The sequence below is a fragment of the Streptomyces sp. NPDC051677 genome (assembly GCF_044453465.1).
Taxonomy (GTDB): Bacteria; Actinomycetota; Actinomycetes; order Streptomycetales; family Streptomycetaceae; genus Streptomyces.
In genome coordinates this window covers 1-20,072 of sequence record NZ_JBITCT010000071.1, presented here as the reverse complement: position 1 = coordinate 20,072, position 20,072 = coordinate 1, and the positions used below count along the sequence as shown (strand labels likewise).

The following is a 20,072-nucleotide window of genomic DNA, read 5'->3' as shown; positions in this document are numbered from 1 at the left end:
TGGGGGAGTTGGAATGGGGAACAATGTATGGGCGAGTGTTTCCCTCCCGTTATCGATCACATTTCAGCGACGTCGATAGCGGGATATCGCCAGAGGAACGGCGAAGCACATGAGACCCACGCTCCACAGCACGGTGCCGAGGACCGGACCTGCTACCGGCCCACCGCCGAGCAGGTTGCGGCACGCGTCCGTCACCAGGGTCGTGGGGTTGGCCTCGGCGAAGGCCTGCAGCCAACCCGGCATCGTGCTGGTCGGCACCAGCATGGAACTGCCGAACTGGAACGGGATCATCCAGAGGAAGCCCACCGACTGCACGGTGTTGGGACTGCGGATCGACAGGCCGATGAAGGCCGACACCCAGGCCAGCGCGGTGCCGTACAGCAGTGTGAGCAGCACGGCGGCCACCGCGAACAGGAAGGTGGTCTCCACCCGGAAGCCGATGACGACCGCGAATACGAGCATGACGACCTGGCCGAGCAGGAGTCGGCTCATGTCTGCCACGATCCGGCCGGTCAGGACTGCGGAGCGGGCGATGGGCAGGGACCGGAACCGATCCATCACACCATTGTCGAAGTCGACGGCGAGCAGGTATCCGGTCGAACGGGACGCGAACATCAGCGTCTGCACCATGATTCCCGGCAGGAGGAACTGCCGGTAGTCGCCGGGTCGGTCTCCCCAGATCGCGCCGCCGAAGACGTACAGGAAAATCAGGGTGAAGACCATCGGCATGACCACGGAGTCGAGGAGCTGTCCCGGGTCGCCGCGCAACTGAAGCAGGTTGCGCCTGGCGATCGCGAGCGACTGCCTGAGGACGTCCCGCGGCCCGATCCGGGCGGAACCGGTCAGAGGGGGTACCTCGACGGTCGGCGCGGTGTCGGTGGTGGCGCTCACGCCGTGCTCCTGGTCAGTTCGATGAAGGCATCGTCGAGGCTCGCCACCCGGGTATCCACGGCCAGGACGTCCACGGCCGAGGCGGTGACGGCCCGCACCGCACGGGTGAGTTCGTCCGGTTCCACGAGCGGCAGTCTGACCAGGCACGCCTCCTGGTCGATCCGGGCGTCCAGCCCTTCCAGGGTCAGGCTTCCCACGAGGGCTGCCAGGTCCTGGGGGTGCGCGGGCCGTACCTCCAGGGTCCGGCCGCCCACCCGGGCTCGGAGCTGCGCGGCCGTACCGGCGGCGATCAGCCGGCCCTTGTCCACGACGGCCACCGAATCGGCGAGCACCTCTGCCTCCTCCATGTACTGGGTGGTGAGCAGGACCGTCGAGCCCGCGCGGGCCCGTTCCTTCACGACGGCCCACAGCTCGTTGCGGCTGTGCGGGTCCAGACCGGTGGTCGGCTCGTCCAGGCAGATGAGCCTGGGCTCGCCCATGAGCGACGCGGCGAGGTCGAGACGCCGGCGCATTCCGCCGGAGTACTCCCGGGCGACTTTGCCGCCCACTTCGCCGAGCCGGAACCGCTCCAGCATCTCCTTCGCTCGCGCCCGCGCGCGCCGGGCGGGCACGCCCAGGAGACGGGCGATGAGATACAGGTTCTCCGTGCCGGATATCTCTTGGTCGACCGAGGCGAACTGCCCGGTCAGCGCGATGCAGCGGCGGACCTGATGGGGTTCCTTCGCCACGTCGTACCCGAAGACCCGGGCCCGCCCGGCATCGGGCCGCAGCAGGGTCGCCAGGACGCGCACGGTCGTGGTCTTCCCCGCCCCGTTCGGTCCCAGAAGGCCCAGGATCTGCCCGGCGGGCACCGCGAGATCGACTCCGTCGAGGGCCCGGTGGGCACCGAAGCGCTTCACCAGTCCCTCAACCTCGATGGCCAGAGTCATGGTGTTATTGCGCGTCCATCGCGGTGGCCAGGCTGCGCGGGCGCATGTCCGTCCAGTTGGCCTCGATGTAGGCGAGGCAGGCGTCGCGGGTGTCTGCCGGGTGGGCGGTCAGCCAGCCGGCGGGCACGTCGACGAACGTCGGCCAGAGGGAGTGCTGTCCCTCGTCGTTGACGAGCACCACGTAGGTGCCGTCCGCGTCCTCGAACGGATTGGTCATACTCGTTCTCCTTCCAACTGCGGGGCGAGCACTGCGGCGAGCGCGCCGACAGTGGGGTGTTCGTAGAGGTGGTGCACCGACAGCCGGGCAGTCAGCGCACTGTTGATGCGGTTCACGAGCTGCGCGGCACGCAGCGAACTGCCGCCGAGGTCGAAGAAACGGTCGTCGCGCCCCACGTCGCTGCCGAGGACGTCGCTCCAGAGGGCGGCCAAGGCCTGTTCCAACTCGGTGGCCGGTGGGACGAATCGCCGTCCGCCGCGTTCCAGCGCCGCGACCGCGACGGCGAGCAGCTGGTCCTGGTCGGCGGGCAGCCGCTCGACGCGCAGACAGCGCAGGGGGTGGCCGAGGTTCCTAGCCACCGGCGCCACGGCCGCCCGGACGTCGGCCTCGAAGGCCGTGCCGGTGTACACCACGATCGCCTCAGCGGTGTGAAGGCTGTCCGGCGCGAGGGCGCGCGCGACATGTTCGTTGCGGCCGTCGAGGCCGACGAGCACGGTGGCCCGGTCCTGTCTCAGCACGGCAAGCAGCGAAGCGAGGCCCTCGTCGGGGTCGAGGGTGCGGAAGCCGCGGGCCGCGGCGGCGGCGTCCCCGGGCGCTCCCCGGTTCATGCCCAGGCCGCGCCAGGTGCTCCATGCTAGGCAGTGCACGGGCCGGCCGCGCTCGCGTCCCCAGTGGTCGGCGAATCCGTGCAGGAAGCTGTTGGCCGACGAGTACGCCGCGAACGAGCTGCCGCCGAACTCGCCGTTGACCGACGAGAAGAGCACCAGGGGCGTTTCGGGTCGGTCCTCCAGCAACTCGGCGAGCGCGAGAGTGCCGGTCACCTTCGCGCGGTAGGCGTCGCGGAAGGCCTGCGGGGATTCGCGGACGACCTGGTGGAGTTCCAGTTGCGCCCACTGGTGGGAGACGTCGGCGCCGGCCAGGTGCAGCACACCGTCGAGCGGTGCTCCCCAGCGCGCCTCCGCCTCACGCACCGCGGCCCCCAGCGCGGCTGAATCGGCCACGTCGAGCGCGCGGTAGGCCACGTCGCCCAGGACACTCAGATCGTTGAGGCGCTCGGCGCGCTCGCCCCGGTCGGCCGGGCTCCGTCCGACCAGAAGCAGTCTCGCGCCGTGTGCAGCCAGGAGGTATTCGGCGACCGGATGGGCGACGCCGCCGAGGCCACCGGTGACGAGGTACCGGCCGCCGGTGACGAAGGCGTCGCTGCCTTGTTCGTCGAGGGCCATCGGGCGCAGCCGGGGCACCAGGCGCCGCGTGCCGCGGTGGGCCACGAGGTCGGTGTCGTCGTGACAGGCGAGTTCGGTGACGATCGCGACGGCCCGGTCGCAGGGGTCGGACACGTCGGCTTGCCGGACGAACGGCAGCGCTCTCTCCGCCGCAGCCGTCCGTACGAGACCGGGCAGGCTCACGGTGGTGAGGGCGAGTGTGTCGCCCGCGGCCGTCCACAGACCGCCGCTCGTGACCACCAGGAGCGGGGGCACCGGATCGTGCGCGGCCAGGTCCTGGATCAGGCGCAGCACGTCGAGGGCGACGCCTGCCGCGTCGGATCCCTGGGCCAGGTGGATCACGGCGCCCACCTGGCCGTCCGGGGACGCGTCGCCGGCGGCCGGGAGGGCGCGGAGCTCGGGGACGCCGGGTACGGCGGCGAGCTCCTTCCGCAGCGCCTCGGACACCAGCCACGGGCCGGGCGGCAGGATGCCGCGGTCGGCGGGAGCGTCGATCCAGGTCCGCTCGAAGTACCACGAGCTGTCCGCCTCGTCGACCCAGTGCGCGTACTTGCCGGCGCCCAGCTCGGCGATCAGCCGGGCGCGCTGGATCTTGCCGCTGCCCGTCTTGGGGAAGTCGTCGCGCTCGACCGGGATCACCAGGTCGGGCTGCAGACCCAGGACCTCGGCGACCCGCGATCTGATCGCGGCGATGGTGTCGTGGACCGAGGTCCGGTCGTCGGAGGGCGGGACGAAGAAGATCACCAGTTGGTCGGTGCCGTCGCCCGCGCCGGACCAACCGCAGGCGGCGACCCAGGTGACTTCGGTGCCCTCCACCTGTTCGGCGATGGACTCCACGTCGTAGCTCAGGATGTTGGCACCCCGGACGATGATGAGGTCCTTCTCCCGGCCGGTGATGGTGAGTCGTCCCTCGTGCAGGAACGCGAGGTCGCCCGTGTTGAACCAGCCGTCGGCGGTGAACGCCTCCGCGTTCGCCTCCTCGTTGCGGAAGTACCCGTCCATGATCGTCGGCCCCGTGATCTGAAGCCGCCCCACGTGGTCCTCGGGCAGCACGGTGTCGTTCGGGTCGACGATGCGCAGGCGCACACCCGGGATCGGCGGGCCGACCTCCGTGAACGTGACGGCGTCGGAGTCGGCCGCGGTGGACCAGCGCAGTGCCCCGCCGAGCGAACCCTTGTCCACCCGCAGCCGGCCCGTCTCCGGATCGCCGGCGCGCAGCGTCGAGTACGTCACCCCGGAGCTGGTCTCCGACATCCCCCAGCACGGCCGCATCGCGTCGGCCCGCATCCCGTGCGCCGTGAACAGCTCGATGCAGCGGTCGGCGGTGCGGCTGACGACGGCCTCTCCCGCGTTGCACAGGTGACGGAGCGTCGACAGGTCCCAGGACCGGCCGGTCATGGCGGTCGCGCGCTCGTTGACGAGCGCGAAGGCGAAGTTCGGCGCCCAGGTGTTGGTGACGCCGTACCGGTCGATCCAGTCGAGCCAGCGCAGCGGGTCGGCGAGGAAGGCGTCGATGGTGGCGTTTACGTGCTGACAGCGCAGCACGACGTCCCGCACGTTGTACATGACGATGCCGCCGACGTGGTCGAGCGGCATCCAGTTCAGCGCGACCTCGGACGCATCGAATCCGTTGACCGCCGCGGTGGCCCGGGTGCGGGCCAGGACGCTGCGGCTGCCGTGCCGGACGACCTTGGGCACCCCGGTACTGCCGGAGGTGAGCAGGTGCACGACCGGGCTGTCCGGGGTCGCCGGGAACCAGTCCGTGCTCTGCCGGCCGCCGCCCAGTTCCTCGACGACGGCCACCCGCAGGTCGTCGACGCCCCACAGGGCGGACAGCTTGGCCACCGCCGGGGCGAGGGAGGCGTCGGTGAGGACGAGCGGCCGGTCGAGCAGCTGCCAGGCGTTGCGGAGCTTGGTCGTGACAGCGTTCTCACGGTCGTAGCCGGGCGCGGCACCGACGGGGGTGGGCAGGTATCCGCCCAGGACGCACGCCCAGAAGGCGGTGACGAAGGCGCGGTTGTCGCCGAACTGGAACAGCACGGACTCGCCGGGGGTGATACCGGTGGAGCGCAGCCCGGTGAGCAACCGCTGTGCGTCGGCGAGCAGCTGGGAGTAGCTCTGGAAGTGCTCGTCGTCACCTGTCAGGTAGACGGTGCCCCGGTCCGGGGCGAGTTCGGCGGCGAGCCGGAGGGCTTCCTGCAGGGTGGTGGGGAAGCCGGGGTCGGCCGGCAGGTCGCCGCCGCAGGCGACGGCCGGTGCTCCGGCCGCCGCGGGCGGCGTGTCCACGGGGCGGGGGGCGGTCGGGCGCACCCGGTCGAGCCGGGCCTCCCGGCGGAGCAGGGGTACGGCCTCGTGAACCCCTGCGACGGATTCGGCCGCGGCCCGCAGCAGGGCCACGGCATCGTGTCCGGGCATTGTCATCGGACCCGCTCCCCCCGGCCGGCGTTCGCGGGCTCACGGCCCAGCAGCGTGCTGCCGATGATCATGGTGAGCTCCGCTTCGGAGTCGTTGAGGTAGAAGTGGCCGCCGGAAAACACCTGGAGGGAGAACGCCCCGGTGGTCTGCTCCTCCCAGGCTTGAAGGCCGCTGACGGGTGCGCGCGGGTCGGTGTCCCCGCCGAACGCGGTGATCGGTACTGGGAGCGGTCGGTCGGGCTGGTGCCGGTGGTTCTCCCAGAGGGTGAAATCGGCACGCAGCGTCGGCAGCAGCAGCTTCATCAGGTCGGGGTCGGTGAACACCCCGTCCGACGTGCCGTCCAGGCCCAGCAGGGCGGCGCTGAAGTCGTCGTCGGACAGCCGGTGCAGCTCCGGCGCGGGGGTGTCGTGGCCGGGGGCCGACTGCCCGGACAGGAACAGGTGTCGGGGCTGGGTGCCGCGCTTGCGCAGCGCCCTGGCCAGTTCGAACGCCATCAGTGCGCCGCCACTGTGGCCGAAGAACGCGTACGGTCCCTGAAGATAGGGCCGCAGCGCCACCGCGACGGTACGGACGGCGGCTTCGACGGACGGGGGGTGCGGCTCGCCGACGCGGTCCTCGCGGCCGGGCAGCTGCACGGCCACGATTTCCACCTCCGGCGGGAAAAGGGCCGGCCACGCGGCGAACGCGCTGGCCCCCGCTCCCGCATGCGGAAAGCAGAAGAGACGGACCCTCCGGTTCGTCCGCCGGGCACGGCGGACGAATGGCGTTTCTGCTGTGAGCCTGTCAGGCATGACCGAGCCGCCTCGAAATCCGCGGGACAACAGGAATACGTCGCACGGTATTGAGCCGCCTTATCGGTCCTCTATTACGGCCCTTTCCGGGCCGCATTCGAAGGACCCCGCGATACGTGTGGCGATGTCGCGCAGCAAGGCCGGCTCCAGCAGGTCGTCGTGCCCGCAGGTGAACGGGGTGACCTTCAGCTCCCCGTCCACGTAGGGAGCCCAGGCGGAGGCTAGCTTCGCGGCCCCCTCCTCGCCGCCCGAGGTGAACAGGGCGACCTCGCCCTTGTACGCGGCGGGCCGATGCGCCGTGACCACCATGATCGTGTTGATCATGACGTCGAAGAGCCGCTCGTCGGCCATGCCGTCGAGGACCTCTCCGACCAGGCCCATTCCCCGTGCCCGCTGTTCCGCCTCGTCGCCCCGGTCGTCCGGGTCCCCGCCCGCGTCGTCGCTCAGGACGGCGAGCACGTCGGCCGTGGTGAGCAGCCGCTGTGCCTCCACCGGCGCTTCCTGGGCGGGATCGCCCGGCATCGAGTCCATGACGGCCAGCAGAGCCACTTGCTCGCCCTGCTCCTGCAGGGCCGTGGCGATGGCGTGCGCGATGTTGCCGCCGGTCGAGTACCCCAGCAGGTGGTACGGGCCCCGCGGCTGCACGGCGCGGATCTGTTCGACGGCGTCGAGCGCCCACTCGGCCAGCGACTCCGGCAGCAGTCCCGGGCCGTCGAGTCCCCACGCCTGCAGGCCGTACAGGCCCACGTCCTCGGGGAGCCCGCGCAGGAGTCCGGCGTAGCACCAGCTCAGGCCGAGCGAGGGCGGGGCACAGAACAGCGACGGGCGGTCGCCGCCGCGCCGCAGCACCACCATGGGCCCGGTGTCGTCGGCGGTGTCGAGCCGCGCGGCAAGCAGGGCCGGCGTGGGCGCCTCGAAGAGGGAGCGCACGTCCGTCACGACGTCGAACGCGGTGCTGATCCGGGTGGCGAGGCGCATGGCGAGCAGCGAGTGGCCGCCGAGTTCGAAGAAGTTCGCGTCGACGCCGACCCGAGGCAGTTCAAGGGCTTCCGCGAAGAGGCCGCAGAGCAGTTCCTCGCGCAGGCTGCGCGGGTCGCGCCCGGCCGTCGCCGCCGTCACCTCGGGTACGGGCAGGGCGTTGCGGTCGAGCTTGTTGTTGGGAGTCAGCGGCAGGCCCTCCAGCACCACGACCACGCCGGGCACCATGTGCGCCGGCAGCGCCTCGGCGAGCCGGTTGCGCAGTTCCCCGGGGTCCAGCCGTACCCCGGCGGCCGGTACGGCGTAGCCGACGAGCCGGTCGGCGTGGACCGCCGCGGCGGCGTGGGTGACACCGGGCTGCTCGGCGAGCGCGGACTCGATCTCGCCCAGCTCGATCCGCAGGCCGCGGAGCTTCACCTGCGTGTCGGCCCGGCCGACGAACACCAGCCGACCGTCGCGGTCCCACCGGACCACGTCGCCGGTGCGGTACATCCGGCCGCCGGGTGCGAACGGGTTCGCGACGAACCGCTCGGCGGTCAGGGCGGGACGGCCGAGGTAGCCGCGGGCCAGGCCCGGGCCGGTCGAGTACAGCTCTCCGGCCACGCCGGGCGGGACGGGCCGCAGGTACCGGTCGAGCACGTACACCCCGGCGTTGGCGATGGGCCTGCCGATCGGGACCGGCTGCCGGCCGGGAGAGTCGTGCACCCAGGACGCGACGTCCACGGTGGCCTCGGTCGGACCGTACGCGTTGACGAGCCTGCGGCCCTCGGACCAGTGCGCGATCACATCCGCCGGGGGAACGTCGCCGCCGGTGACGATCACCCGCAGCGCGGGCAGCGCGATCCGCGATAGGCCGGACATCACCGCCGGGGTGAGGTGGGCGTGGGTGATGCGCCGGTCCGCGAGGAACGCGGCGAGTTCCTCGCCGGCCAGGACGCCCGGGGGGATCACGAGGCAGGAGCCGGTGAGCAGGGCGAGGCACAGCTCGGAGACGCTCGCGTCGAAGCTCGGGGAGATCAGCTGTGCGACGCGGTTGCCCGGACCGGCTTCGTAGCGCTCGGCCTGGTTGGCGGCCAGGCTCGCGATGCCGCGGTGCGACACCACGACGCCCTTGGGCCGGCCTGTCGACCCTGAGGTGTAGATGACGTACGCGGCGTCGTCGAGGTGCCAGGGGACGACCGGTTCCGTACCGGGGAGCCTGTCCGGGACCGGGAAGGAGGCGGGTGTGAGCTCGCACACCGGGGCGGCGTCGTCGATCATGAAGGCGATCCGCTCGGCCGGGTAGTCCGGGTCGACCGGCAGGTACGCTGCCCCGGTCTTCAGTGTCGCCAGCACGGCGGTCACCAGGTCGGCCGAGCGGGGCAGCCGCAGCGCGACGGTCTCCCCCGGGCCCGCGCCCCGCTCGCGCAGCAGGTGCGCGAGCCGGTTGGCGCGCAGGTCCAGCTCGGCGTAGCTGAGCATCTCGGCACCGTCCTGTACAGCCGGGTGGTTCGGGGTGCGGGCCACCTGCCGCGCGAAGAGCTCCGGCCAGGTGAGCGGGGGCACGTCGCGGGCGGTGTCGTTCCACCTCTCCAGGACCAGCCGGCCCGTCTCGGGACCGAGGACGTCGAGCCGGTCCAGCGGCGCGTCGGGCTCGGCCACGGCCGCGGCGAGCAGCCGGACCAGGGAGTCGGCCAGGCCGCGGGCGGTCTCCGGGTCGAACAGGTCGGTGGCGTAGCGCACGATCCCGTTCAGGCCCGAGGTCTCGTCCTCCTCCAGGACGAACGCCAGGTCCACCTTGGCGGATTCGGAGTCGACCTGCTCCCCGCGGACCACCAGGCCCGGGAGTTCCGGCTCCGAGAGGTCGAGGTTCTGCAGGGTGAGCATCACCTGGAACAGGGGGTGGTGGGCCAGCGAGCGGGCAGGGTTGAGCACCTCGACGAGCCGCTCGAACGGCACGTCCTGGTGGGCGAAGGCGGCCAGGTCGGTCTCCCGCACCCGGTCGAGGAGCTCGTGCAGGGAGGGGCTGCCGGAGACGTCGGTGCGCAGCACGACCGTGTTGACGAAGAAGCCGACCAGCTCGCGGGCCGCCTCCTCGTCCCGTCCGGCCACCGCGCAGCCGAGCGGGATGTCCGTCCCGCTGCCGTAGCGGGTGAGCAGGACGGCTACCGCGGCCTGCAGCACCATGAACACGCTGGCGTGCCGGCGGCGGGCCAGATCGGCGACGGCGCGGTACAGGTCGGGGCCGATCACCAGCGGCACCGAGCCGCCGCGGTGGCTGAGGGCGGCCGGCCGGGGACGGTCGACGGGCAGGTCCAGCAGGTCGGGCGCGCCCGCGAGGGTGTCGCGCCAGAACGCGGTCTGCCGTGCCAGCACGCTGTCCGGGTCGGTCTCGTCCCCGAGGACCTCCTGCTGCCAGATGGCGTGGTCGGCGTACTGCACGGGGAGCGGGGTCCACTGCGGGGCGCGCCCGCCGCAGCGGGCCGCGTACGCGGTGGCCAGGTCGCGCAGCAGCGGTCCCATCGACCAGCCGTCGCTGACGATGTGGTGGACGAGCAGGAGCAGGACGTGTTCGTTGCCGTCCTGGCTGAAGAGCCAGCAGCGGATGGGAAGTTCGCGGTCGAGCCGGAACGCGTACCCGGCAGCGGCGGCGATGTCGTCGCTGGCCGCTTCCTCGAGGACCGGCATCTCGTCCACGATCCGCTGGTACGGCACGCCCGACTCATCACCGAAGACGGTGCGCAGGCTCTCGTGCCGTCCCACCACGTCGGCGAGGGCGGCCCGCAGCGCGGCCCGGTCGACCTGACCGGTGAGCCGCAGCGCCAGCGGGACGTTGTAAATGGGCGAGGGGCCCTCGAAGCGGTACAGGAACCACAGTCGGCGCTGGGCGGCCGACAAGGGCACCTGCTCGGGCCGCGGGCGTGGGGTGAGCGCGGGGCGGGACCGCCCGGCGACCGGTTCCGACTCGGCGATCCGCGCGGCGAACCCGGCGACGGTGGGCGCCTCGAAGAGGGTTCGGATGCCGACGTCGACGCCGAGCTCGGCCCGGACGCGGGCGACGACCCGGGCGGCGAGCAGCGAGTGCCCGCCGAGGTCGAAGAAGACGTCGTCGACGCCGACCGAGGGCACGCCCAGGCTCTCGGCGAAGATCGCGCAGAGGGCTTCCTCGCGGGCGTCCCGGGGGCCCTGGTCGGAGGTGGCCGTCGCTTCGGGTTCGGGCAGCGCGTCCCGGTCGAGCTTTCCGTTGACGGTGAAGGGCAGCCGGTCCATAGCCACATACGCGGACGGCGCCATGTACTCGGGAAGCCGCTCGGCGGCGTACGCCCGCACGGCCTCGAGGTCGAGCCCGGCGGGTGTCACGTACGCCACCAGGCGCTTGTCCCCCGGCCTGTCCTCGCGCAGGACTACGGCGGCGTGCGACACGTCCGGGTGCTTGCCGACGGCCGACTCGACCTCGCCCAGCTCGATCCGGAAGCCGCGCAGTTTCACCTGGTGGTCGACACGGGCGACGAACTCCAGTTCGCCGTGCCGGTTCCACCGGCCGAGGTCGCCGGAACGGTACATCCGCGACCCCGCAGGGCCGTACGGGTCCGCGACGAACTTGGCCGCGGTGAGGCCGGGCCGGTTGAGGTAGCCGCGGGTGACCAGGTCGCCCGCGATGTAGAGCTCGCCCGTCACTCCGACGGGCAGCGGGCGCAGCCTCGCGTCGAGCACGTACATCCGGGTGTTCCAGACCGGCCGGCCGATGGTGATGACACCACTGGAGACGCCGTCGCCGGGGGCGATGCGGAATTCGGTGCAGCCCACGGTCGTCTCCGTGGGCCCGTACTCGTTGACCACGGTCACGCCGGGGTGCCGGCGGCGCCATTCGTCGAGCAGTTCGCCCATCAACGACTCTCCGCCGAGGACGAGTTGCTCGGTCGGGGAGAAGGCGTCCGGCAGGTTCAGCAGCAGCGAGAGGTGGCTCGGCGTGGCCTTGACGAAGGCGGGGCGCGTGGCGGGGGCGTCGCCGTTCAGGTCGACGAGGTCCACGGCACCGCCCGCGGTCAGGGGCGCGAAGATGCCGGTGACGGTGAGGTCGAAGGAGATCGGCGAGTGCACGAGCGCGCCGCGCTCGACGGAGTCGTAAGCGGTGCGGGCCCACGCCAGGTAGGAGTTGAGCGAGCGGTGCTCGACCACGACGCCCTTCGGCCTGCCGGTGGAACCGGAGGTGAAGATCACGTAGGCAGCGGCACTGTCCGGTACGAACCCCGGCAGCGGTTGCGTCCGCGCCGCGTCCCCGTCCGCCTCAGCCTCAGCCTCCGCCTCAAAGGAGAGGCCCGCGTCCAGGTGGAGACGCGGACGCGCGCCGGGGAGTCCGGTCGTCGTGGTGGTCAGCACCAGCACCGGATCGACGTCGTCGAGCACGAAGGCGAGCCGGTCGGCCGGGTGCTCCGGGTCCAGTGGCAGGTAGGCCGCCCCGGCACGGAAGACGGCGAGCACCGCCACCACCATGTCGACGGACTTCGGCAGGGCGATCGCCACGAACGTCTCCGGGCGGGCACCCCGCGCGACCAGGACCCGGGCGAGCCGTTCGACCCGACGGGCCAGTTCGGCGTACGTGAGGCGGTCGTCCCCGCACACCACGGCGACGGCTTCGGGGGTCCGGGCCGCCTGCGCGGCGAACAGCTCCGGCACGGTCGTCCGGGGCACGTCGTGACCCGGATCGTTCCAGCCGGCCAGAACACTGTGGCGTTCTCCCCCGGGCAGGATCGGCAGGTCGCCGACCGGGAGCGCCGGGTCGGCCGCCGCCGCGGTGAGCAGACGGACCAGGCGGTCGGCGATCGCCCGCACGGTGTCGGCCTCGAACAGATCGGTGGCGTACTGGATCGCACCCCGCAGACCGTCCGGACGGCCGTCCTCGGCGTGCTCCTCGGCGAGGAAGAAGGACAGGTCGAGCTTGGCGGTATCCGCGCCGACGTGCTCGCGGACCACGTCGAGACCGGCCATGCCGAAGTCCCCGCCCGCGGTGTTCGCGAAGGTCAGCATCACCTGGAACAGCGGGTGGTGGGCGAGCGACCTGACCGGGTTGAGCACCTCGACCAGCCGCTCGAACGGCACGTCCTGGTGGGAGTAGGCGGCCAGGTCGGCGGTGCGGACGCGGCGCAGCAGCTCGGCGAAGGACGGATCGCCGGAGACGTCGGTGCGCAGCACCAGTGTGTTGACGAAGAATCCGACGAGCTCGTCGAGCGCCTCGTCGGTACGTCCGGCGATGGCGGTGCCCAGGGTGATGTCGGCGCCCGCGCCCATGCGGGTGAGCAGGGCCGCGATTCCGGCCTGGACCACCATGAACAGGCTCACCTGGTGGGCCCTGGCCAGCGCCACGAGCGACGCGTGGGTGTCGGCGGGCACGGCCAGCTCCACCACACCGCCGCCGTTCCCGGCGACCGCGGGACGCGGGCGGTCGGTGGGCAGTTCGAGCAGTTCGGGGGCGCCGGCCAGCGCCGTCCGCCAGTAGGTGAGCTGCCGGGCGACCAGGCTCTCCGGATCCTCCTCGCCGGCGAGGAGCTCGTGCTGCCACAGGGCGAAGTCCGCGTACTGTACGCGCAGTGTCGGCCATGCGGGGCCCTCGCCGGCGCGGCGGGCCGCGTACGCGGTGGCGAGGTCGGTCGCGAGCGGGGCCGCCGACCAGCCGTCCCCGGCGATGTGGTGCAGGAGCAGCAGGAGGGTGTGCTCCTCGGGACCGGCCTCGAAGAGCGTGACGCGCAGCGGAGCCTCACGTTCGAGGTGGAAGGCGTACCCGGCCGCCGCGTCGAGCGCCTGCGGGGAGTAGCTCTCCACCCTCAGGTCGACCTCTGCGGGCAGGACCCGCTGGTAGGGCTCGCCCTCGAAGTCGGGGAAGGCCGTCCGCAGGGCCTCGTGCCGCTCGACCACGTCGGTGATCGCGGCCTGCAGCGCGGACCGGTCCAGCCGGCCGGTCAGGCGCAGCGCGATCGGCAGGTTGTAGGTGGCGGCGGGGCCTTCGAGCCGGTACAGGAACCAGAGGCGTCGCTGGGCGTACGACAACGGCGGGTGCTCGGGCCGCGGGCCGGCGAGGATCGGCGGGCGGGCGCCGGCCGCGGTGTCGAGGCGGGCGGCTGTCCCGGCCGGGGTCGGCGCCTCGAACAGCGCGCGGATCGGCAGCTCGACGGCGAAGGTGGAGCGAATGCGGCTGACCAGCCGGGTGGCGAGCAGCGAGTGCCCGCCGAGGGCGAAGAAGTCGTCGTCGACACCGGTCTGCTGCAGGCCGAGGACCTCGGCGAACAGGTTGCAGAGGATCTCCTGCTGCGGCGTCGCCGCAGCCCGCGCCGCCGGGGCGGCCGCGAACTCGGGGGTGGGCAGGGCGGCGGTGTCGAGTTTGCCGCTGGGGGTCAGCGGCAGGGCGTCGAGGAGCACGATCGCGCCGGGCACGAGCACCTCGGGCAGCCTCGCGGCGAGATACTCGCGGACCGTGCGGACCAGGTCGTCGCCGACCAGGTCGCCCCCGGCGGGGACGACGTACGCGACGAGGCGCTCGTCGAAGGCGGTGACGACGGCCTGCTTGACCTCGGGCAGTTCGGCGGCTGTGGCCCGGATCTCGTCGAGCTCGATCCGGACGCCGCGCACCTTGACCTGGCGGTCAGCGCGGCCGGCGAACTGGAGGGAGCCGTCGGGGTTCCACCGCCCCAGGTCGCCGGAGCGGTACATCCGCGACCCGGCCGGGCCGAACGGGTCGGCCACGAACCGCTCCGCGCTGAGGCCCGGCCGGTTCAGATAGCCGTGCGCGAGCTGGACACCCGCGAGGTAGAGCTCTCCCACGACGCCGGGCGGAACCGGGCGCAGCGCCCGGTCGAGCACGTAGACGCGGGTGTTCCACACCGGGAAGCCGATCGGCGCGTTGCCCGGGCCGGTCTCCTGGCCGCCGTCCCACGCCGTGACGTCCACGGTGGCCTCGGTCGGGCCGTACAGGTGGTGCAGGGGGACGCCGAGCAGGTCGCGGAAGCTGCGGCGCAGGTCCGCTGGGAGGGCCTCGCCGCCACAGAACCCGCGGCGCAGGCTGGTGCAGCCGGCGGCCTGCGGAGTCTGCACGAAGGCCGAGAGCATGGCGGGGATGAAGTGGACCGTCGTCACGCGTTCGGCCCGGATCAGCTCGGCGAGGTACTCGGGGTCGCGGTGCCCGTCCGGCTTGGCCATCACCATCGTGGCGCCCTGCAGCAGCGGCCAGAAGAACTCCCAGACCGACACGTCGAAGCTGGTGGCGGTCTTCTGCAGCACCCGGTCGTCGGCCTCCAGGGGATATGCGCGCTGCATGCCGTCGAGCCGGTTCACGGCCGCGGCGTGCGGGATGACGACGCCCTTGGGGCGGCCCGTCGACCCGGATGTGTACATGACGTACGCCGGATCGGACGGGTGCGGCGGGCGGAGCCGGTCGGCGTCGGTGAGCGGGGTGTCCTCGTACCCCGCCACGTCCGTACCGGCCAGGTAATCGCTGTCCAGCACACAGATCGGGGCGGCGTCGGCGAGCATGTGGGCGATGCGGTCGGCCGGGTAGCCGACGTCCACCGGCAGGTACGCCGCGCCCGTCTTCACGATCGCGAGCAGCCCGACGAGGAGGTCCACCGAGCGGGGCAGGGCAAGGGCCACGAGCCTGCCCGGGCCCGCGCCCTGGCCGACGAGGTGGCGGGCCAGCCGGTTGGCCCGGGCGTGCAGGTCCCCGTACGCGACCTCCTCGCCCTCCAGGACCAGGGCGACCCGGTCGGGAGTGCGGGCCGCCTGGGCGTCGAGCAGCTCGGGGAGGACCGCGGCGGGCAGTTCGAGATCCGTGGCGTTCCACGTCTCGACGACCCGTTCCCGCTCTGCGGGCAGGGTCACGCCGATCCGGCCGACGGGGAGGTCGGGGGTGGTGGCGACGGTTTCGAGGACCTGGAGGAACCGGGCGGCGATGGCGGTGCCCTGCGCCCTGTCGAACTGCTCGGGGCGGATGTCGAGGCGGACGACGAGGCGGTCGCCCGCGATGCCGGTGATGAGGCTGAGCGGGTAGTGGGTCGCGCCGCCGCCGTCAATGCCGACGATCTTGAGTTTCGTCTCCGAGCTCTCCTCCGCGTCGTCGAAGGGGTAGTTCTCGAAAACGAGGATCGAGTCGAACAGCTCTCCGGTGCCTGCCGCCCGCTGGACCTCGGCGAGGCTGACGTGGTGGTGGTCGAGCAAGTCGCCCTGTCGGCGCTGGAGATCGCCGACGGCCTCGGTGAACGGCGCGGCAGGATCCAGCAGGACGCGTACCGGGAGCGTGTTGATGAAGGAGCCGATCATGCCCTCGACGCCGGGCAGATCGGCCGGACGGCCGGAGACCGTGGCGCCGAAGACGACGTCGCTGCGGCCTGTGAGCTGCCCGATCACCATCGCCCAGGCACCCTGCGCCAGGCTGTTCACGGTCAGGCCGTGGTCGGCGGCCGTCCGGACCAGCCGGGCCGTCGTCCCGGGCGACAGCTCGGCGGCGATCCGCTCGGGCAGCACCTTGCCCGCCGGGGCGCCGGGCGCCACCGTGGTCGGCCCGTCGAGGCCGGCGAGAGCCGTCCGCCACGCCTGCGCACCGGCGTCCGTGTCCTGCCGGGCGAGCCAGCCCAGGTACTCCCGGTAAGGGGTGACCCGGGGCAGGCCGTCGGTGTCGCCCCCCGCCTCGTAGACCTCGAAGAGCTCGTTGACCAGCAGGGGCGCCGACCAGCCGTCGAGCAGGATGTGGTGGTTGGTCACCACGAGCCGGTGCTCTTGCGGCCCGAGGCGGACCAGGCTGAACCGGATCAGCGGCGGCCGGCCGAGGTCGAAGCGGGTGGCCCGTTCGGTCGTCAGGAATGCGTCCAGTTCCTCGGCCCGGAGGGTCGACTCGGACCAGCCGGGCTTCACGTCCCGGGGGATGATCTGCATCGGCCGGCCGTTCGCCCGCAGCCGGAAACCGGCCCTGAGGTTGGCGTGCCTGCGCAGGACGGCCTCCGCGCTGCGGCGCAGCAGGGATCCGTCCACCTCGCCCGACAGTGCCAGCACGAGCTGGGTGTTGTAGACGTCCACCGCCTCGTCGTCGTAGAGGGAGTGGAAGAGCATCCCCTCCTGCAACGGTGTCAGTGGCAGTACGTCTTCGAGGCGCGAGCGCTTCATCACCAATCCCCCAGTTCAGCCTCAAGGCTGTCGATCTCGTTCTGTGTCAGGTCGTCGCCCAGGTCGGACGGCGTCAGTCCGACCGCGTCCGGCCGCTCGTCCGCCAGGGCGGTGAGCGCGTCGAACCATGCGTGGGCCAGGCGTCGTACCTCGGACTCGGCAAGCAGCCCGGAGGCCCAGGCCCAGGTGGCGACGAGGCGCGGACGGCCCTCGTGGTTCTCGGTGACCGCGGTGATCTCGACCGCGTGTGTCATCGGCATCCCGGGTGACCGCGGCGCGGGCGTCGGCCCGTCGACGGTCTGCCAGTCGGCCGTGTCGCCGCTGCCATCGGTGTACCGGCCCAGGTAGTTGAAGCCGATCTGCGGCGTGACGTCCAAGCCGGGCTCGCCCCGCAGGTGGCGCAGGATGCCGTATCCGACGCCGTTGTCCGGGAACACGCGCAACTGCTCCTTGACCTGCTTGAGCCGGTCGATGGGCGTGCGGCCCTGCGGGTCGAGCCGGACGGGGTACAGGCTGGTGAACCAGCCGACCGTGCGGGAGGTGTCCACCCCGGCGGCCACGTGTTCGCGTCCGTGCCCCTCGAGGTCGACGAGGACCGGCCCGGCACCGCGTCCTTCCACGACCGCCGTCGCCAGTCCGCACAGCAGTGCGTCGGTGACGCTGCCGTTGACGCTCGCCGGGATCCTCGTGAGCAGCGCCTCGGTGACCTCCGGTGCCAGGGTGAGCTCGATCTCGCGGGAGGTGGCGGCGGTGTCCACCGCCGGGTCCAGCCGGCGGGTGCCGAGGAGCGGCTCCGCGGTCGCGGCGATCTCCTGCCACACCGGGAGCTCGGCCCGTCGGTCGGCCGTCCGCAGGTGCCGGGACCAGGTCCGGTACGAGGTGGCGACGGGGGCGAGTTCGGGAGCCCGGCCCGCGGCGGCCGCCTCGTACGCGGCGGCGAGGTCGGGCAGCAGTATCCGCCACGACACCGCGTCGACGGCCAGATGGTGCAGGACGATCAGCAGCGTGCCCGGCGCGTCGGGTCCGGCGTCGAACCAGACGAACCGTGAGACCTCACCCGCTGCCGGGGACAGTTCCCGGCGGGCCCTCTCCGCGGCTTCGCCGTCGCCCGGGTCGACCCGCCTGATCGCGACCGGTACGGTGCCGCGCTCGCGCACCTCGTACGTGCCGTCCGGGTGGCGGCGCAGGCGCAGGACGTCGTGGTGGTCGGTCAGGGCCTGGGCGGCCCGGCCCAGTGCCTGCTCGTCGAGGCCCGCCGGGACGCGCACGGTCATCGACTGGTTGAAGCCGTCGGTGGCCTGGTACTGCTCCAGCCAGCGCATGATCGGTGTGGGCTGGAGGGTGCCCGTACCGGCGTCCCGGTCCTCCGTCGTGGTCGGAACCTCTGTGGCCACCCGGGCCAGGAGGGCAGGGGTGCGCTCCCGGAAGACGTCGCGGGCCGAGACCAGCAGCCCGCCCGCGCGGGCGCGGCTGACCACCTGGATCGACATGATGCTGTCGCCCCCGAGGTCGAAGAAGCTGTCGTCGGGGCTGACGGCGGGCAGGCCGAGGACGTGGGCGAAGATCCGGCAGAGCAGTTCCTCGTGGGCGTCGGCGGGCCGGCGGCCGCTGCCGCCGGTGGCGGTGGACCACTGCGGTGCGGGCAGCGCCGCCCGGTCGACCTTGCCGTTGGGCATCAGCGGGATCTCGTCCAGGACCACCAGGGCGGCCGGGACCATGTAGTCCGGCAGCCCGGTGGCGACCCGCGCCCGCACGGCCGCCGGGTCCGCGTCGCCGACGTAGTAGGCGACCAGCCGCCGGTCACCCGGACGGTCCTCGCGCACCACAGCCGTCGCCCGGCTCACACCGGCCACCGCGTTGAGGGCGGACTCCACCTCACCGAGCTCGATGCGGAAGCCGCGCAGCTTCACCTGCGTGTCCACCCGGCCCTGGTACTCCAGCTCCCCGCCGGAGGTCCACCGGGCCAGGTCGCCGGTGCGGTACATCCGCGAGCCCCCGGGGCCGAAGGGATCGGCGAGGAACCGCTCGGCGGTCAGTGACGGACGGCCGAGGTAGCCGCGGGCCAGGCCCGCACCCGCCACGTACAGTTCGCCGGTGACGCCGGGGGCCGCCGGACGCAGGGCAGCGTCCAGCACGTACACCCGGGCTCCCGTGATCGGACGGCCGATCGGCGGCACGACCGCGCCCGACAGCGGCGCGCTCATGGTGGCGCACACGGTCGTCTCGGTCGGACCGTAGGCGTTGATCATGCGGCGCCCCTCGGACCAGCGGGCCACCAGCTCCGGCGGGCAGGCCTCGCCCGCCACGACGACCGTCGCGCCAGCTGGCAGGGCGTCCTGCGGCAGCACCGCCAGCGCCGTCGGCGGCAGGGTCACGTGGGTCACGGCCCGTTCGGTGCAGAGTGCGGCCAGGTCGGGACCCGGCATCAGCCGCTCCGCCGGGGCGACCACCAGGGTGGCTCCCGACAGCAGTCCCATCACCACCTCCCAGGCCGCCGCGTCGAAGCTCAGTGCCGCGAACTGCAGTACCCGGCTGCCCGGGCCCACACCGAACGCGTCCTGCTGGGCCCGCGCCAGGGAGGCGATGCCGCCGTGCGGCACGACCACGCCTTTGGGCCGGCCCGTCGAACCCGACGTGTAGATCACGTAGGCAGGGTGGTCGGCACACAGCTCCAGCTGCGCGGGCGCCTCACCGGACAGTTCCGTCTGGTCCACCAGCACCACCGGCACCGCGCACTCGCCCAGCCCCGGCAGTGTCGCGCTGTCGCTGACCAGCAGTGCCGGCCGGGAGTCCGACAGCATGTACGCCACCCGGTCCGCCGGGTAATCCGGGTCCACCGGCACGTAGGCGCCGCCGGCCCGCAGCACCGCCAGCAGCGACACCACCAGGTCCACCGACCGCGGGAGCGCCACGGCCACCACGGACTCCGGCCCCACACCGCGGGAGGCGAGGTGCCCGGCGAACGCGTCCACACGCGCCGCCAGCTCGCCGTAGGTCAACTCGACCTCTTCGAAGACCAGCGCGGGCGCCGAGGGGTCCGCCGCCACCCGGGCCGCGAACAGCTCGGGGAACGACGGGCCGTCACTTGCCACGCCCATGGACGCGGGCCCTGCCCACTCCTCCAGCACCCGGTCGCGATCGTCGGCCGACAGCACGTCGACCGCCGAGACCCGGCCGTCCACGTCCGCGAGCAGCCCCTCCAGCACCCGGACGAACCGGTCGCCCAGGGCGTGCGCACTCGCCTCGTCGAACAGGTCCGAGGCGTACTGGACCTCCCCGCTGAGCCCGTCGGGGGTCTCCTCCAGGTGGAAGGTCAGGTCGAACTTGGCCACACCGAGGTCGGCGCCCCCGAAGCCGGCGTCGAGGCCGGGGAGGCCGAAGGCGGCCTCGGTGTTGTTGTCGAGGACCACCATCACCTGGAACAGCGGGTGGTGGGCCATGGAGCGGTGCGGGCTGACCACCTCGACCAGGCGCTCGAAGGGCACGTCCTGGTGCGCGTACG

Annotated in this window: 7 protein-coding genes; all 7 read right to left on the bottom strand. The window is 72.6% G+C overall.

Going from position 1 to position 20,072, the window contains the following annotated elements:
• Positions 1-63 precede the first annotated feature (63 nt).
• A complete protein-coding gene (locus ACIBAF_RS44465; protein ID WP_399471715.1) occupies positions 64-891 on the bottom strand; it encodes an ABC transporter permease in 828 nt (275 codons plus the stop codon).
• Complete coding sequence (locus ACIBAF_RS44460; RefSeq protein ID WP_399471713.1) at positions 888-1,820, bottom strand: ATP-binding cassette domain-containing protein; 933 nt, start codon at positions 1,818-1,820, stop codon at positions 888-890. The genes ACIBAF_RS44465 and ACIBAF_RS44460 overlap by 4 nt, the downstream gene beginning before the upstream one ends.
• Positions 1,821-1,824: 4 nt before the next feature.
• A complete protein-coding gene (locus ACIBAF_RS44455) occupies positions 1,825-2,037 on the bottom strand; it encodes an MbtH family protein (RefSeq protein ID WP_043435585.1) in 213 nt (70 codons plus the stop codon).
• A complete protein-coding gene (locus tag ACIBAF_RS44450) occupies positions 2,034-5,681 on the bottom strand; it encodes an SDR family NAD(P)-dependent oxidoreductase (protein ID WP_399471711.1) in 3,648 nt (1,215 codons plus the stop codon). Before ACIBAF_RS44450 ends, ACIBAF_RS44455 begins: the two co-directional genes overlap by 4 nt.
• The gene (locus tag ACIBAF_RS44445) at positions 5,678-6,466 is read right to left on the bottom strand and encodes a thioesterase II family protein (RefSeq protein WP_399471709.1); all 789 of its coding nucleotides are present in this window, start codon (positions 6,464-6,466) and stop codon (positions 5,678-5,680) included. Before ACIBAF_RS44445 ends, ACIBAF_RS44450 begins: the two co-directional genes overlap by 4 nt.
• 60 nt (positions 6,467-6,526) lie before the next feature.
• The gene (locus ACIBAF_RS44440) at positions 6,527-16,570 is read right to left on the bottom strand and encodes an amino acid adenylation domain-containing protein (RefSeq protein WP_399471707.1); all 10,044 of its coding nucleotides are present in this window, start codon (positions 16,568-16,570) and stop codon (positions 6,527-6,529) included.
• Positions 16,570-20,072: amino acid adenylation domain-containing protein (locus ACIBAF_RS44435; protein ID WP_399471705.1), on the bottom strand; the 3,503-nt coding region annotated here is incomplete at its 5' end. The genes ACIBAF_RS44435 and ACIBAF_RS44440, both read right to left, overlap by 1 nt.